Source organism: Streptomyces sp. SID8374 (genome assembly GCF_009865135.1).
Taxonomy (GTDB): Bacteria; Actinomycetota; Actinomycetes; order Streptomycetales; family Streptomycetaceae; genus Streptomyces.
Genome location: NZ_WWGH01000001.1, coordinates 2,141,227 through 2,157,340, shown reverse-complemented (window position 1 = coordinate 2,157,340; position 16,114 = coordinate 2,141,227). Strand labels below are relative to the sequence as shown.

Annotated in this window: 13 protein-coding genes and 2 tRNA genes; 11 read left to right on the top strand and 4 right to left on the bottom strand. The window is 69.0% G+C overall.

Annotated elements, in window-relative coordinates:
* The first annotated feature begins 23 nt into the window (after positions 1–23).
* On the top strand, positions 24–1,169 hold the full coding sequence (locus GTY67_RS09645) for a PP2C family protein-serine/threonine phosphatase (RefSeq protein ID WP_093687236.1): 1,146 nt from the start codon (positions 24–26) through the stop codon (positions 1,167–1,169).
* A 128-nt stretch (positions 1,170–1,297) separates the two neighbouring features.
* Here GTY67_RS09645 and GTY67_RS09640 read toward each other — a convergent pair whose 3' ends face one another.
* Positions 1,298–2,497, bottom strand: a complete 1,200-nt coding sequence (locus GTY67_RS09640) for a cation:proton antiporter (protein ID WP_093687238.1) — start codon at positions 2,495–2,497, stop codon at positions 1,298–1,300.
* Between the two features lie 226 nt (positions 2,498–2,723).
* Between GTY67_RS09640 and GTY67_RS09635 the strand changes: the two genes are divergently transcribed.
* Positions 2,724–3,224 (top strand): HD domain-containing protein, encoded by a 501-nt coding sequence (locus GTY67_RS09635; RefSeq protein ID WP_161278383.1) that lies wholly within the window; start codon positions 2,724–2,726, stop codon positions 3,222–3,224.
* A 63-nt stretch (positions 3,225–3,287) separates the two neighbouring features.
* On the opposite strand, the gene GTY67_RS09630 is transcribed toward GTY67_RS09635, so the two are convergent.
* The gene (locus GTY67_RS09630) at positions 3,288–4,421 is read right to left on the bottom strand and encodes an acyltransferase family protein (RefSeq protein WP_161278382.1); all 1,134 of its coding nucleotides are present in this window, start codon (positions 4,419–4,421) and stop codon (positions 3,288–3,290) included.
* 447 nt (positions 4,422–4,868) lie between these two features.
* On the opposite strand from GTY67_RS09630, the gene GTY67_RS09625 reads away from it, so the two are divergent.
* On the top strand, positions 4,869–5,063 hold the full coding sequence (locus tag GTY67_RS09625) for a hypothetical protein (protein ID WP_026241379.1): 195 nt from the start codon (positions 4,869–4,871) through the stop codon (positions 5,061–5,063).
* A gap of 98 nt (positions 5,064–5,161) precedes the next feature.
* Here the strand turns inward: GTY67_RS09625 and GTY67_RS09620 are convergent.
* Positions 5,162–5,235 (bottom strand) — tRNA-Gly (locus tag GTY67_RS09620).
* 161 nt (positions 5,236–5,396) lie between these two features.
* On the opposite strand from GTY67_RS09620, the gene GTY67_RS09615 reads away from it, so the two are divergent.
* The 5 genes from GTY67_RS09615 (at position 5,397) to clpX (ending at position 10,128) form a co-directional block, all read left to right on the top strand.
* Positions 5,397–5,473 (top strand) — tRNA-Pro (locus GTY67_RS09615).
* 149 nt (positions 5,474–5,622) lie between these two features.
* Positions 5,623–7,002 carry a trigger factor gene (gene tig / locus GTY67_RS09610; protein ID WP_158650497.1) on the top strand — a complete coding sequence of 460 codons (1,380 nt, stop codon included), beginning with the start codon at positions 5,623–5,625 and terminating at the stop codon, positions 7,000–7,002.
* Between the two features lie 298 nt (positions 7,003–7,300).
* Positions 7,301–7,906 (top strand): ATP-dependent Clp protease proteolytic subunit, encoded by a 606-nt coding sequence (locus tag GTY67_RS09605; protein ID WP_030563671.1) that lies wholly within the window; start codon positions 7,301–7,303, stop codon positions 7,904–7,906.
* Between the two features lie 82 nt (positions 7,907–7,988).
* Entirely contained in the window at positions 7,989–8,672 is a 684-nt protein-coding gene (locus GTY67_RS09600; RefSeq protein ID WP_030563669.1) for an ATP-dependent Clp protease proteolytic subunit, read from the top strand.
* A gap of 157 nt (positions 8,673–8,829) precedes the next feature.
* Positions 8,830–10,128: an ATP-dependent Clp protease ATP-binding subunit ClpX gene (gene clpX, locus GTY67_RS09595; protein ID WP_093687246.1), complete on the top strand. Its 1,299-nt coding sequence runs from the start codon at positions 8,830–8,832 to the stop codon at positions 10,126–10,128.
* 84 nt (positions 10,129–10,212) lie between these two features.
* Here clpX and GTY67_RS09590 read toward each other — a convergent pair whose 3' ends face one another.
* Positions 10,213–11,262, bottom strand: a complete 1,050-nt coding sequence (locus GTY67_RS09590; protein WP_161278381.1) for a hypothetical protein — start codon at positions 11,260–11,262, stop codon at positions 10,213–10,215.
* Positions 11,263–11,399: 137 nt separating this feature from the next.
* Between GTY67_RS09590 and GTY67_RS09585 the strand changes: the two genes are divergently transcribed.
* From GTY67_RS09585 to GTY67_RS09575, 3 genes are all read left to right on the top strand, one after another.
* Positions 11,400–14,021: a valine--tRNA ligase gene (locus GTY67_RS09585; protein WP_161278380.1), complete on the top strand. Its 2,622-nt coding sequence runs from the start codon at positions 11,400–11,402 to the stop codon at positions 14,019–14,021.
* A gap of 123 nt (positions 14,022–14,144) precedes the next feature.
* The gene (locus tag GTY67_RS09580; RefSeq protein WP_093687252.1) at positions 14,145–15,677 is read left to right on the top strand and encodes a folylpolyglutamate synthase/dihydrofolate synthase family protein; all 1,533 of its coding nucleotides are present in this window, start codon (positions 14,145–14,147) and stop codon (positions 15,675–15,677) included.
* A gap of 7 nt (positions 15,678–15,684) precedes the next feature.
* Positions 15,685–16,056 carry a DUF4233 domain-containing protein gene (locus GTY67_RS09575; RefSeq protein WP_161278379.1) on the top strand — a complete coding sequence of 124 codons (372 nt, stop codon included), beginning with the start codon at positions 15,685–15,687 and terminating at the stop codon, positions 16,054–16,056.
* The last annotated feature ends 58 nt before the right edge of the window (positions 16,057–16,114 follow it).

Below are 16,114 nucleotides of genomic sequence, written 5' to 3'. Positions count from 1 at the left end.
TCCGGGTGGATAGGGTCCCGGCAATGGCCCGTCGCGGAGGAGTGGACGACTTCTGGGCCCGGTGGCGCAGATCGATGCACCGGGCCCGCATCGGGCTGCGCAAATCCGGGGTGGACTACTTCCGGGGCGACGGCTCCGACTGGATCGCGATGGCCGGTCTGCTGCTGACCATCCCGGCCATCACCTTCGCCACCATCACCAGCCCGGTCTGGATCGACCCGGCCGCCCTCGCCCTGCCCATCGTCGCGGGCGGCCTCCTGCTGCGCCCCGCCAGCCTGCTCGGTCTGTACGCCACGTCCGCCGCCGCCCTGATCGTGGAGGCGCTCACGCTGGGGCCGTACGCCGACGGGCCGGCCAGAGTCACCCCGGGCACCGTGCTCGTGGTCGCTGCCTGCGGGTTCTTCGGGCTGATCCTCGCCCAGTTCCGGGCCCGGGTCGGCGTGCCCTGGCGGCGCGGCGGCACCATGCTCTTCGACCTGCGCGAACGCATCCGGGTCCAGAGCGCCCTGCCCCGGCTGCCCCAGGGCTGGCACCGCGAGATGGCCCTGCGCCCGGCCGGCGGCCAGTCCTTCTCCGGGGACTTCGTCGTCGCGGCCCGCACCCACGGCGGCCGGACCCTGGAGGTCGTCCTCACCGACGTCTCCGGCAAGGGCATGGACGCGGGCTCCCGGGCCCTGCTGCTCTCCGGCGCCTTCGGCGGCCTGCTCGGATCGCTGCCGCCGCACGGCTTCCTCGCCGCCGCCAACGGCTATCTGCTGCGCCAGGACTGGGACGAGGGGTTCGCCACCTCGATCCATCTGGTGCTGGACCTGGACTCCGGCGACTACGAGATCTTCTCGGCCGGCCATCCGCCCGCCCTGCAACTGCACGCGGGCAGCGGCCAGTGGGAGGAGAAGTCGGGGGAGGGCCCGCTGCTCGGCGTCTACGACGGGGCCGAGTTCGACGCGGTCAAGGGCTCGCTCGCGCCCGGGGACGTACTCATGCTCTTCACGGACGGCCTGGTGGAGGCGTCAGACCGGGACATCGCCGAGGGGATCGACCGGCTGACGGGCGAGGCCGACCGCTATGTCTCCACCGGCTTCGAGGGCGCGGCCTGGCATCTGATCGAGGCCTGCGCCAAGGACGTCAACGACGACCGGGCGCTCCTGCTGCTCTCCCGCAGGGCCTGAGCGGGCCGCGTCGACGGGACGCGCCCCGAGGTGAGGGCCGCGTCAACGGAGAGAGGCCCATCACCCGGAGATGATGATGTGGTGATCATCACCCCCGGGTGACTCCTGGGGACGCCCTCCGTCTCCGTTCAGACAGACACCGGGATCTGTTCCTGATCCTTGTCGCCGTCCTTGCCGCCACCGTCCTTGCCGCGTCCGCCGGGGAGGACCTTGGCCAGCCAGTGGGAACGGCCGGCCGCCAGCGGAGCGAGGACGGCGAGGAGGAGCACGTAACCGGCGATGAAGGGCGAGAGCCGGTTGTCCAGTCCGGCGGCCGCCGCCATCGTGGCCAGGATGAGCGCGAACTCGCCCCGGGCCACCAGCGTGGTGGCGATGTTGGCCGTGGCCTGGGTGCCGAAGCTGTAGATCCTGGCGGCCGCGAGACCCGCGGCCACGTTCATCGCGAGCGTCAGGATGACGGCCGCCAGCACCGGCCAGAAGACGCTCAGGAGGTCGCCCGGGTCGATGGAGAGACCGAAGGCGAAGAAGAAGATGGCGCCGAACGCGTCCCGCAGCGGGTGGACCAGCTTGAGGATGCGCTCGCCGGACGTGGTGGAGCCGAGCATCAGGCCGACCATGAAGGCACCGATCGCGTCGGCGACGCCGAACATCTCGGAGACCCCGGCGACGAAGACCGCGACACCGAGGAAGGAGATGACGAGGAGCTCGTCGTCCTTGGTGTTCATCAGCTTGCCGATGAGCTTCGTCCCGAACCGGGCGGCCAGGGCGAGCAGCAGCAGGAAGCCGAAGGCCTTGCCGCCGTCCACGAGCATCGCCGAGAGGCTGTCCGCACCGGACAGGATCGGCTGGAGGGCCGCGAGGTAGAGGGCGAGGAAGACGTCCTCGACGACGATGATGCCGAGGATCGGCCGGGTCTCCGGATTACCGATGCGCCCCAGGTCCACCAGGATCTTGGTCACGATGGCGGACGAGGATATGCCGAGCACACCGGCGAGGACCAGCGCCTCCGATGTGCCCCAGCCGAGCGCGAAACCGAAGCCGAGACCGGCGCCCACGTTCAGGGCCAGATACGTCCCGCCCGCGATGGCCATCTTGCGGCCACCCGTCTTGAGGTCGTCCATGTGGAACTCGAGCCCGAGGTAGAAGAGCAGGAGGACGAGTCCCAGCGCGGAGAGCATCTCCAGGTCGTGCGGGTTGGAGAGAAGCGTGTAACCGGGGGTGTGGGGGCCGAGGAGGATGCCGGCCAGGATGAACAGGGGGATCGTCGGCAGCCCGATGCGGCCGCCGAGGCGGGCGAGGACGGCAGCGGCCAGGAAGGCGCCGCCCATGGCGAGGAGGGTGTCTGCGTGTCCGATGAGCCTGTTCCTTCGCGGTAGGTCAAGAGGGTGTCAAGAGGGCGTCAACAAACCATCAGTAATTAGTTTACCGAACGATTGACTCTGCAACTATGAAGCCGCCGAATTGTCGGCTTTTGTTCGCCGGGCAAGCGGCGGCCCGCTCCCGGTAACGCCGCAGGCCAGGGCGGGTGTTGAGGCGCCGCCGTAGAGTCGGGCCATGGCTGACGACCCTCTGGACCTGGCCGAGATCGAGGCTCTTGCCCGTGAGGCCCATGCGACACAGACCGACAAGGCGGGCCGCCCGTACACGGAACACCTGGCCGCGGTGGCCGAGGGCGTACGGGTGCGCGGCGGCACCGACCGGCAGATCGCGGCGGCCTGGCTGCACGACGCGGTCGAGGACGGAGCGCTCTCCGCGCGGTGGCTGGCGGAGGCCGCTCTGCCGCAGGAGGTCAAGGACATGGTCCTGGCCGTCACCAAGCGGCCGGGCGAGGAGCTGTCCGCGTACACGGCCCGGATCCTCGCCACCGAGGGCGCGCTGCTCATCAAGGAGGCGGATCTGGCCCACAACGCGGATCCGGCCCGCCTCGCGGTCCTGGACGAGCCGGTGCGTACCCGGCTGACGGCGAAGTATGCGCAGGTGCGGGCGCTGTTGGGGCTGGTCGGCGGGGAACCGCCCTCGGACCGAAAGGATTCGGCCAACCCGGAAACGCAGTGATCCACCCGTGGCCGACGCCACGGGTGGATCGAAAAGCAGGGAGAGCGAGGAGCGGGAGCGGGTTCAGCGCTTCGCGGGATCCTTCCGGAACGCCCACGGCATGTCCGGTTCGGTGGCGAACTTCAGGGCCCGGCCCACCGGCGGCGAGCACATGAGCGTCACCGCGACCGCGGCCACCACCGAGACGACGACCAGGCCGACGGGGTCGGAGAGCCAGGTGTACCGGTCGAACAGGCCCGTGTAGACGGCGCCCTTGATCAGGAAGCCGTGGAGCAGATAGCCGCAGATGGTCCCGGCGCCCAGCGCCGTGAACCACATGTTCCTGCGCGGCACCCAGGCCAGGAAGGCGACGGTCAGCGCCAGTGCGCAGCCGAACAGGGCCAGCGACATCACCGCGCCGGACCACCACGGGGCGTCCATCTCCTGGGCGCTGTTGGCGCGGTAGAGCCAGCCGAGCTGCATGCGCGGGGCGATCCAGTACGCGAACAGCAGGGCGCCCGCGAACAGCGGCAGGGAGAGCAGCCGCACCTCGCGGCGCCGGATCAGCTGGAAGTGCTCGGGCCTCATCAGCAGGCCGAGGACGAAGAACGGCAGGAACTGGAAGACCCGCTGGAGATCCAGGTCGTCGCCGATGTCCGGGGAGATCGAGGCCAGCATGGCGATGGCGAGCGCCACCGGCAGCGGATGGCGCAGTGTGAGCCAGATCGGCGTGGTGACCCGCCAGATGAACAGGGCGATCAGGAACCACGTCAGGAACAGCGGATCGACCAGGGTGATCGAGGTGTCGGGCGAATCGTCCACGTACCGCTTGAAGAGCGAGTAGGCCGTCTCGAACAGAACGTACGGCACGGCGACGCCGGTGATCAGGCGCTTCACCTTCGGGGCGGACATGTCGAACGTCCGGGAGAAATAGCCGGAGATGAGGATGAAGGCCGGCATGTGGAACGTGTACACGATCATGTAGAGCGCCCGGGTGGCCCGGCTGCCGTCCATCACCGGTTCCCAGGCGTGCGCCACCGCGACCAGGACGATGGCCAGATACTTCACATTGTCGAAGTAGGGGTCACGCTTCTTCGCCGCCGCCGGCGGGGCCTCGGCGGGGGCCGGGGCGGTGGGCGTCTGCTCGCGTCTGGGCTCCGGCTCCCGGGTCACCGGGGGGAGCGGGGCCCTTGTGAATACGCTCGGAGCTTGGAACATCTAAGGCACCTTAGACCCGTCGATTGCCTCGCGTAAAACCGCGTCGAGATATCGCGTGTTCCCCTCCATTCGCCTATGAAACTGTCGAACACCGCCCGTTATGACACGCTTGATCCCGCTTAAACAGGGCATATCGGCAAGGGTGTTGGGTGAGTGAATTACCTCGCATCGAACAGCTCGAATTACCTGTGAACGACCTGTGGGGACAGGGAAACGGCCACCGCGACCCGGGCCGGTGAATATGCGGTCGCGCCGATTCGGCGGCGGAAGCGCGAGCCGTCCGGCGTGGCGCCCCGGTGAGCGGGGCAGGATGGCGGGATCCGGTCAGTGCGATCCGTCACCCGGCAGCAGACACCGGGGAGTTGGTGGCACGATGGACGCGACGGGGCGCGCAGTGGTGCACGTTTCCGGGCCGGCAAGGCGGACCGACCGAGGGTGTGATCAGACGTGGCTATTTCACTGTCTATGGTGCTGCTGTTCGCGGTCATCCTGGTGGTGCTGATCCGTGGTGGCTCCATCAAGCCCGGGCCCGCGCTCGTCGCCGTGCTCTTCGGCTTCTTCCTGGCGTCGACCGGCATGGCCCCGTCGATCAACAGGTTCATGAACTCGATAGCCGACACGATCAACCAGATCAGCTTCTGAGGCGGTTCGGCCCCCGGAAGGGGGCGGCCGCGTCCGCCGCGCGGCCCGCGCACACGCAAGAGGCCCGGTCCGACGAGATGTCGGACCGGGCCCAGGCATGGAGCGGGCGACGGGAATCGAACCCGCGTAGCTAGTTTGGAAGACTAGGGCTCTACCATTGAGCTACGCCCGCGAGCACCGCAGGTCCGGGGACCGCGGCACGAAGAGCATCGTAGCGGGTCGGCGCCGGTCTCCGCACACCCGTTGACGCCGGCCCCGGACCACCGGTCCCCGCCCGCCCCGCAAAGCGGCCGACGCACGGCTCCGGTGCATGTACCCTACGTGTCGCACCGACGGGGTGTGGCGCAGCTTGGTAGCGCGTCCGCTTTGGGAGCGGAAGGTCGTCGGTTCGAATCCGGCCACCCCGACCACCGGCAAGATCGCATTGGGGGAGTCCTCCTCCTTGCCGTTACTATGCAGAATGCGTGCCCGTGTGTCTGATGTACCGGGCTCGGTCCGCGAAGCCGCCGTCGGCGGTCGAGCAGAACCCAAAGAAGTCAGCCACCAAGGAGACCGAACCGTGAAGAGCGCCGTGGAGACCCTGAACCCGACCCGGGTTCGGCTCAGCATCGAGGTGCCCTTCGAGGAGCTCAAGGACAGCCTCGACGCGGCGTACAAGAAGATCAACCAGCAGGTCACGGTGAAGGGCTTCCGCAAGGGCAAGATCCCCGCCCGGGTCATCGACCAGCGGTTCGGCCGCGGTGCTGTGCTGGAGGAGGCCGTCAACGACGCCCTCCCGAAGTTCTACACCGAGGCGGTCAACGAGGGTGAGCTGAACGTCCTCGGCCAGCCCGAGGTCGACATCACCGAGCTGAAGGACGGCGAGCTGCTGGCCTTCACCGCCGAGGTTGACGTACGCCCCGAGATCGAGATCCCGGACTACTCCGGCATCGAGGTCACCGTCGACGCCCTCGAGGTCACCGACGAAGAGGTCGAGAAGGCCGTGGAGCAGCTGCGCGAGCGCTTCGCCTCCACCAACCCGGTCGAGCGCGCCGCCGCCGACGGCGACGTCGTCACGATCGACCTGGAGGCCAAGGTCGACGGCGAGGTCCTGGAGGACGGCGTGGCCGCGGGTGTCTCGTACACCATCGGTTCCGGCGAGCTCCTCGACGGCATCGACGAGGCCGTGACCGGCCTGGAGGCCGGTGGCGAGGCCACCTTCACCTCCGAGCTGAAGGGCGGCTCCGCCGAGGGCAAGGCCGCGGAGGTCACCGTCAAGGTCACCGCCGTCGCCGCCCGTGAGCTCCCCGAGCTGGACGACGACTTCGCCCAGATGGCCAGCGAGTTCGACACGCTGGAGGAGCTGAAGGCCGACAGCCGCAAGCGCCTGGAGACCACCAAGCAGTACGACCAGGCCACCCAGGCCCAGGAGCGGGTCCTGGAGGAGCTGCTGAAGCTCGCCGAGGTCCCGATCCCGGAGAAGCTGCTCGCGGACGAGGTCCAGACCCGCAAGCACAACCTGGAGCACCACCAGCTCGGTCAGATGGGCCTCGACCTCGAGAAGTACCTCGAGATCCAGGGCAAGACCCTGGAGGAGTTCGAGAACGAGACCTCCGAGCAGGCCGTCAAGGGCATCAAGACCCAGTTCATCCTGGACGAGCTCGTCAACAAGGAGAAGCTGAACGTCAACCAGGAGGAGCTCACCGAGCACCTCATGCGGCGTGCCGCCTCCTCCGGCATGAGCCCCGACCAGTTCGCCCAGGCCGTCGTCGAAGGCGGCCAGGTGCCGATGCTCGTCGGCGAGGTCGCCCGCGGCAAGGCGCTCGCCGTCGTCGTCGAGGCCGCCAAGGTCGTCGACACCAACGGTGAGGTCGTCGACCTCGAGGACGACGAGGACGAGACCACGGAGACGGCCGAGGCCGCCACCGAGGACAAGGCCGAGGAGAAGAACGAGGCCTGAGCCTCGCCCTGATCCACGCCGGTCCCACGCCGATCGGCAACGACGGGCCCCGGACGCACCACACGCGTCCGGGGCCCGTCGCCGTATCCCTCGCATCGCTGTGCGGCCCCGGAACCCCTGTGCCCACTGCGGACCTTGCGCTCCCAGCGAACAGTTGCGGAACCGGGATGGCGTTGTCCCACCTGCGCGTTAGGGTCCATGAAGAGGAAGGGTGGGGGAGTCCCCCACCCGCCCGGTACGAAGACGCTGAGACGGCCGGAGCCGTCAGAGACGAGCAGGTGGATACGTGACGAATCTGATGCCCTACGCCGCCGGAGAGCCGTCCCTCGGTGGAGGCCTCGGTGACCAGGTCTACAGCCGACTGCTCGGCGAGCGCATCATCTTCCTCGGTCAGCAGGTCGACGATGACATCGCCAACAAGATCACCGCACAGCTCCTGCTCCTTGCCGCCGACCCGGACAAGGACATCTACCTCTACATCAACAGCCCCGGTGGTTCGGTGACGGCCGGCATGGCGGTCTACGACACCATGCAGTACATCCCGAACGACGTGGTCACCATCGGGATGGGCATGGCGGCCTCGATGGGCCAGTTCCTGCTCACCGGCGGCGCCGCGGGCAAGCGCTTCGCGCTCCCGAACACCGACATCCTCATGCACCAGGGTTCGGCCGGTATCGGCGGAACGGCCTCGGACATCAAGATCCAGGCGCAGTACCTGCTCCGTACCAAGACGCGCATGGCCGAGATCACGGCCCGCCACTCCGGCCAGACCGTCGAGACGATCATCCGCGACGGCGACCGCGACCGCTGGTACACGGCGGAGGAGGCCAAGGACTACGGCCTCATCGACGAGATCATCACGGTCGCGTCGGGCATCCCGGGCGGCGGCGGCACGGGTGCCTGATCCGGTCCCCACCGGACCGTCGGCACCACACCCGCACCCCCTTCTCGTACGCCGAGACCTCCAGCCCCAGAACGCCACCAGGATGGTGAACACCCACATGAACAACTTCCCCGGCGCCTCCGCGAGCGGCCTCTACACCGGCCCGCAGGTGGACAACCGCTACGTCGTCCCGCGCTTCGTGGAGCGCACCTCGCAGGGTGTGCGTGAGTACGACCCGTACGCGAAGCTCTTCGAGGAGCGCGTGATCTTCCTCGGCGTCCAGATCGACGACGCCTCGGCCAACGACGTCATGGCGCAGCTGCTCTGCCTGGAGTCGATGGACCCGGACCGAGACATCTCGATCTACATCAACAGCCCCGGCGGCTCGTTCACCGCGCTCACCGCGATCTACGACACGATGCAGTTCGTGAAGCCGGACATCCAGACGGTCTGCATGGGCCAGGCCGCCTCCGCCGCCGCCGTCCTGCTGGCCGCCGGCACCCCGGGCAAGCGCATGGCGCTCCCGCACGCCCGCGTCCTCATCCACCAGCCGTCCTCGCAGACGGGCCGCGAGCAGCTCTCCGACCTGGAGATCGCGGCCAACGAGATCCTCCGGATGCGTACGCAGCTGGAGCAGATGCTGGCCCGCCACTCGACGACCCCGCTGGAGAAGATCAGCGAGGACATCGAGCGTGACAAGATCCTCACGGCCGAGGACGCCCTGGCGTACGGGCTCGTCGACCAGATCGTGTCCACCCGCAAGACGACCGCGGGGGCATCGGTCTGACGTCGGTCTTTCCCCTTGGCACATTCCGTTCGCACGGTCTCGGCCGTGTGAACCGTGCCAAGGGGGGCCCGAACGGGGGCCCAGGCAAGGTACCGTCGGATAGAGGCACCAGGAGCCGCTGAACCAGGCGGCCTCCCAGGCGAAGGGGAAGCACCTCGTGGCACGCATCGGTGATGGCGGCGACCTGCTCAAGTGCTCGTTCTGTGGCAAGAGCCAGAAGCAGGTGAAGAAGCTCATCGCGGGACCCGGTGTGTACATCTGCGACGAGTGCATCGATCTCTGCAACGAGATCATCGAGGAGGAGCTCGCGGAGACGAGCGAGGTCCGCTGGGAAGAGCTTCCCAAGCCTCGTGAGATCTACGAGTTCCTGGAGGGGTACGTCGTCGGGCAGGAGCCCGCGAAGAAGGCCCTCTCGGTCGCGGTGTACAACCACTACAAGCGGGTCCAGGCCGGGGAGAACGGCGGCGGAGCCAATCGCGAGGACGCGATCGAGCTGGCCAAGTCGAACATCCTGCTGCTGGGTCCCACGGGCTCCGGCAAGACGCTGCTCGCGCAGACGCTGGCCCGGATGCTCAACGTCCCGTTCGCCATCGCGGACGCCACCGCGCTGACGGAGGCCGGCTATGTCGGCGAGGACGTCGAGAACATCCTGCTGAAGCTGATCCAGGCGGCCGACTACGACGTCAAGAAGGCCGAGACCGGGATCATCTACATCGACGAGATCGACAAGGTCGCCCGCAAGAGCGAGAACCCGTCGATCACCCGCGATGTCTCCGGCGAGGGCGTCCAGCAGGCCCTGCTGAAGATCCTGGAGGGCACCACCGCCTCCGTGCCGCCGCAGGGCGGGCGCAAGCACCCGCACCAGGAGTTCATCCAGATCGACACGACGAACGTGCTGTTCATCGTGGGCGGCGCCTTCTCCGGTCTGGAGAAGATCATCGAGTCCCGGGCCGGCGCCAAGGGCATCGGGTTCGGCGCCACGATCCGCTCCAAGCTGGAGATCCAGGCGAGCGACCAGTTCCAGGAGGTCATGCCGGAGGACCTGGTGAAGTTCGGGATGATCCCCGAGTTCATCGGCCGCCTCCCCGTGCTGACCTCGGTCCACAACCTGGACCGCGAGGCGCTGCTCCAGATCCTCATCGAGCCGCGCAACGCTCTGGTCAAGCAGTACCAGCGCCTCTTCGAACTCGACGGCGTGGAGCTGGAGTTCGAGCGCGAGGCGCTGGAGGCCATCGCCGACCAGGCGATCCTGCGCCAGACCGGAGCGCGCGGCCTGCGCGCCATCATGGAGGAAGTCCTCCAGTCCGTGATGTACGAGGTCCCGTCCCGCAAGGACGTCGCCCGCGTCGTCATCACCCCGGACGTCGTCCGCGACCACGTCAACCCGACGCTGGTCCCGCGCGAGCCGCGCACGATCGGCAAGAACGACGGCGGGCGCCACGAGAAGTCCGCGTAGCGGCACGGAAGTTATGTACGCCGAAGGGGCGCCGACCGGTCAACCGGTGGGCGCCCCTTCGGGGTTGAGCGTGTATGCGGTGCGTCAGATCTTGGTGCGCGAGGTGTTGTAGAGCTTGGCGGCGAGGGCGGCGACGTCCTCCTGGGGGATGCCCTTGCCGGTCAGGGCGCCGCCGATGTCCACGGCGAGGACCATTCCGACGGTGCTGTAGTCGGCCCAGATGCAGACCGGGGTGATGACTTCCTTCGGCCCCTTCTGGAGAGTGCCGTCGGCCTTGTCGTTGACCGTCTTGAGGTCCTGGCACCGCATCAGGGCGCCGTCGAAACCGGCCGGCTTGACGTCCTTGGGGCTGCCGATGAGCGAGACCTTGGCGCCGTTGCTGCTCTCGCCCATCTTCTTCTCGGCGTCGCTGAAGGAGTTGTTGATGACTTTGGCCGGGTCCTCGACCTGGCCCCAGTACCCCTGGAGCAGGAGCATCTTCTGGGTGAGCGGGTTCTCCTTCGAACCGCTCTGGTACTGCGCGCCGGCCTGCTGCGGATCCTTGACGCCCGCGGCCTCGGCGTCCTCCTTCGACTTCCCCGTGAGCGGGCCGGAGCGGTCCGGCTTGGACGGGTCCTTCGCGTAGTCGTCCACCGAGGCGGCCGGGGTCAGCTTGTAGCCCCTCGTGGAGTCGGCCACATCACTGTTGCTCGCCCCGCCCGCGAAGTACCACACCCCCGCCCCGATGACCGCAAGCGCCAGCACGGACGCCCCCACGATCAGCCCGGTCTTCTTCTTCTGCGGCTGCTGCGGCGGGTACGGCGGCTGCCCCCCGTACGCCGGCTGCCCGCCGTACGGAGGGGTGGGCGGCTGCTGCCCGTACGGCCCCGGCTGCTGGGGCTGCGGGTAGCCGTAGCCGGGCTGGCCCGGGGGAGGGGTGCCGTAACCGGGCTGGCCCTGCGGCGGGGCCCCGTACGGGCCGGGCTGCTGCGGCGGGACGCCCTGAGGGGCCTGCTGGGGGTAGCCGTAGCCGGGCCGGCCCTGGGGCGGGCCCTGCGGCGGCGGGCCGCCGTACGGCCCGGGCTGCTGTCCGTACGGTCCGGGCTGGCCCTGCGGCGGCTGCCCGCCGTACGGGCCCGGCTGGTTGTAGCTCATTGCGGTGTCCCCTCCGAAACTTTTATGCGTTGCGGACATCCTGACGGAAGCCGCCCTGACATGGGCCATCGGCCCGGACACCGTTACTGAACCAATCCGTTTCAGTGCAGAGCTGTGACGGCCCTAAACTGTCCCCCGTGACCGAGAACTCATCGCAGCAGCCAGCCAGCAACCCCGAACTGCCGACCTCGTACGCGCCGGCCGATGTAGAGGGGAAGCTGTACGAGCGCTGGGTAGAGCGTGGTTACTTCGAAGCCGACGAGCACAGTGGCAAGCCGCCCTACAGCATCGTCATCCCGCCGCCGAACGTCACCGGCTCCCTTCACCTGGGCCACGCCTTCGAGCACACCCTGATCGACGCCCTCGTCCGCCGGAAGCGGATGCAGGGGTTCGAGGCGCTCTACCAGCCGGGTATGGACCACGCCGGCATCGCCACCCAGAACGTGGTGGAGCGCGAGCTCGGCAAGGAGGGCAAGTCCCGCCACGACCTGGGCCGTGAGGCCTTCGTCGAGCGCGTCTGGCAGTGGAAGAACGAGTCCGGCGGCCAGATCTCCGGCCAGATGCGCCGCCTCGGCGAGGGCGTCGCCTGGTCCCGTGAGCGCTTCACCATGGACGAGGGCCTCTCCAAGGCCGTCCAGACCGTCTTCAAGCAGATGTACGACGACGGGCTGATCTACCGCGCCGAGCGCATCATCAACTGGTGCCCGCGCTGTCTCACCGCGATCTCCGACATCGAGGTCGAGTACCAGGAGGACGACGGCGAGCTCGTCTCCATGACGTACGGGGAGGGCGACGAGACCATCGTCGTCGCCACGACCCGCGCCGAGACGATGCTCGGTGACACCGCCGTCGCCGTCCACCCCGACGACGAGCGCTACAAGCACCTGGTCGGCAAGCAGATCAAGCTGCCGCTGACCGACCGTACGATCCCGGTCGTCGCCGACCACCACGTCGACCCGGAGTTCGGCACCGGCGCCGTCAAGGTGACCCCCGCGCACGACCCGAACGACTTCGAGATCGGCAACCGCCACGACCTGCCGTTCATCACCGTCCTCGACGAGCGCGCGGTCATCACGGCCCCCGGCCCCTTCGAGGGCCTGGACCGGCTGGAGGCCCGTTCCGCCATCGTCGCCGCCCTGCGCGCCGAGGGCCGGATCGTCGCCGAGAAGCGGCCGTACGTCCACTCCGTCGGCCACTGCTCGCGCTGCAAGACCACCATCGAGCCGCGCCTCTCCCTCCAGTGGTGGGTCAAGGTCGCCCCGCTCGCCGAGGCCGCCGGTGACGCGGTCCGCGACGGCAAGGTCAAGATCCACCCGCAGGAGATGGAGAAGCGGTACTTCGACTGGGTCGACAACCTCCACGACTGGTGCATCTCGCGCCAGCTCTGGTGGGGCCACCGCATCCCCGTCTGGTACGGCCCGAACGGCGAGGTCGTCTGCGTCGGACCGGACGACGAGGCGCCCACCGGCGAGGGCTGGACCCAGGACAGCGACGTCCTGGACACCTGGTTCTCCTCGGGCCTGTGGCCCTTCTCCACCCTCGGCTGGCCCGAACGGACCGACAGCCTCGCGAAGTTCTACCCGAACTCCGTCCTGGTCACCGGCTACGACATCCTCTTCTTCTGGGTCGCCCGGATGATGATGTTCGGCCTGTACGTCAACGACGGCGTCCCGCCGTTCGGGACCATCGTCCTGCACGGCATGGTCCGCGACGAGCACGGCAAGAAGATGTCGAAGTCCTTCGGCAACGTGGTCAACCCGCTGGACTGGATGGACAAGTACGGCTCCGACGCCCTGCGCTTCACCCTCGCGCGCGGCGCCAACCCCGGCACCGATGTCCCGATCGGTGAGGACTGGGTCCAGGGCTCGGCGAAGTTCTCCAACAAGATCTGGAACGCCACCCGCTTCGCCCTGATGAACGGCGCCACGATCGAGGGCGAGCTGCCCCCGGTCGAGGAGATGTCGGTCACCGACCGCTGGATCCTCTCCCGTCTCAACAAGACGGTCGCGGACGTCGACGCGTTCTACGACGACTTCCAGTTCGCCAAGATCAGTGAGGCGCTGCGCCACTTCGCCTGGGACGAGGTCTTCGACTGGTACGTGGAGCTCTCCAAGACCACGTTCTTCGCGGGCGGCCGACCGGCCGAGGTCTCGGGCCGGGTCCTCGGCGAGGTCCTGGACGTGATGCTGCGGCTGCTGCACCCGATCGTCCCGTTCGTCACGGAGGCGCTGTGGACCGCGCTCACCGGGCGCGAGTCGATCGTCATCGCCGAGTGGCCGGGCGACTCCGGCTTCCGCGACGACGCGGCCGAGAAGGAGATCGAGCTCGTCCAGCAGGTCGTCACCGAGGTCCGCCGCTTCCGCAACGACCAGGGCCTCCAGCCCGGCCAGAAGGTCCCGGCCGAGCTGACCCTGACCGGCACGGCGCTGGCTCCGCACGAGGCGGCCATCCGCCAGCTGCTGCGGCTCCAGCCCGCCGGCGACGGCTTCCACGCCACCGCCTCCCTCCCCGTCGCCGGGGCCACCGTCGCGCTGGACCTCTCCGGCACCATCGACGTCCCGGCCGAGCGCAAGCGGCTCACCAAGGACCTGGAGGCGGCGCAGAAGGAGAAGGCGCAGGCCACCGGGAAGCTCGGCAACGAGGCGTTCCTCGCCAAGGCGCCGGACAACGTGGTCGACAAGATCCGTGGCCGGCTCTCCAAGGCCGAGGCCGACATCGAGCGGATCTCCGCCCAGCTGGCGGCCCTCCCCGCGAGCTGATAGCTGTACGGCGAAGCCCCCGCACCCCGACCGACCGGGGATGCGGGGGCTTCCCCGTACCACCGCTCCGCACTCCGCCGGGCGCTGCGTGCGATGCCGGGGCCCATCCGTAGACTGGGCCCCGTGAGTGAGCCCCGCCCTTCAGACCGGCACGACGCGTCCGAGCCCGACGACACCTTCGAGGAGATCGTCGGCGAAGAGACCCAGCGCGACCCCGACCTGGCGGTGATCGAAGCCGGGAGCCGCACCCTGCGCACCTACGCGGGTTCCCCCCAGGCCGACGCGGTCCCCGCCCGACCCACCGACCCCGAGACCGACAAGGCGCTGCGCGCGGTGGAGCAGGAGCTCGCCGGACGCTGGGGCGAGACCAAGCTGGAGCCCTCCGTCACGCGCATCGCCGCCCTGATGGACGTCCTCGGCGAGCCGCAGCGCGCCTACCCCTCGATCCACATCACGGGGACCAACGGCAAGACCTCCACGGCCCGCATGATCGAGGCCCTGCTCAACGCGTTCGAGCTGCGCACCGGCCGCTACACCTCGCCGCACGTCCAGTCGATCACCGAGCGGATCAGCCTCGACGGCTCGCCGATCGACCCCGAGCGGTTCATCGAGACGTACGAGGACGTCAAGCCGTACGTCGAGATGGTCGACGCCCAGCAGCCCTACCGGCTCTCCTTCTTCGAGGTGCTCACCGGCATGGCGTACGCGGCCTTCGCCGACGCGCCCGTCGACGTGGCGGTCGTCGAGGTCGGCATGGGCGGCACCTGGGACGCCACCAACGTCATCGACTCCACGGTCGCCGTCGTCACCCCGATCTCCCTGGACCACACCGACCGCCTGGGCAACACGCCCGCCGAGATCGCCGGGGAGAAGGCCGGTGTCATCAAGGAGGGCGCCACGGTCATCCTGGCGCAGCAGCCGGTGGACGCCGCGCAGGTGATGCTGAAGAAGGCCGTCGAGGTGGACGCCACCGTGGCCCGCGAGGGCATGGAGTTCGGCGTCGCCTCCCGCGAGGTCGCCGTCGGCGGCCAGCTGCTGACGCTGCGCGGACTCGGTGGTGCGGCCACCGAGTACACAGAGATCTTCCTGCCGCTGTACGGGGCCCACCAGGCGCACAACGCGGCCGTCGCGCTCGCCGCCGTCGAGGCGTTCTTCGGGATCGGCGCCGAGCAGGCCCGCTCCCTCGACATCGACGCGATCCGCAAGGCGTTCGCCGCCGTGGTCTCGCCCGGCCGTCTGGAGGTCGTGCGCTCCAGCCCGACCGTCGTCCTGGACGCCGCGCACAACCCGGCGGGGGCCCGGGCCGCGGCGGACGGGATCTCGGAGGCGTTCAGCTTCTCCCGGCTGATCGGGGTGGTCGGCACCAGCGGCGACAAGGACGTGCGCGGGCTCCTGGAGGCTTTCGAGCCGATCTTCGCCGAGGTCGTCGTCACGCAGAACTCCACCGACCGCGCGCTGGACGTGGACGAGCTGGCCGCCATCGCCGTCGAGGTCTTCGGCGACGACCGGGTCCAGGTCGAACCGCGTCTCGACGACGCGCTGGAGGCGGCGATCACGCTGGCCGAGGAGGACGACGAGTACGCGGGCGCCGGGGTCCTGGTGACCGGATCGGTGATCACGGTCGGCGAGGCCCGGCTGCTTCTGGGAAGGGGCTGAGTCAGGGATGCGTACGCTCTGCGCCTCGACGCTGCTCGGTGAGTTCTTCGTGATCGGCTTCGCCGGACTCGTCGCGATGAAGCTGGACGACGTCTCCCAGGCCGCGGTCTGGACCGTCTGCGGGGTGGGCATGGTGCTCTCCCTGCTGCTCTGCGGGATGCTCACCCGCCCCGGTGGCGTCCAGCTCGGCTGGGCGCTCCAGGTCGCGCTGGTCCTCAGCGGCTTCGTGGTCCCGATGATGTTCATCCTCGGCCTGGTCTTCGGCGGGCTGTGGTGGGCCTCCATCCACTACGGCCGCAAGATCGACGAGGTCAAGGCCCGCTGGGCGGACCAGCAGGGCCAGCAGGACCGGCAGGAGGCCGGCGGGGCCACGGCCTGATGTGACGGCAGGTGCCCGGGGTGCGAGGGTGACCCTGAGTGAACCCGGGCGCAGACCC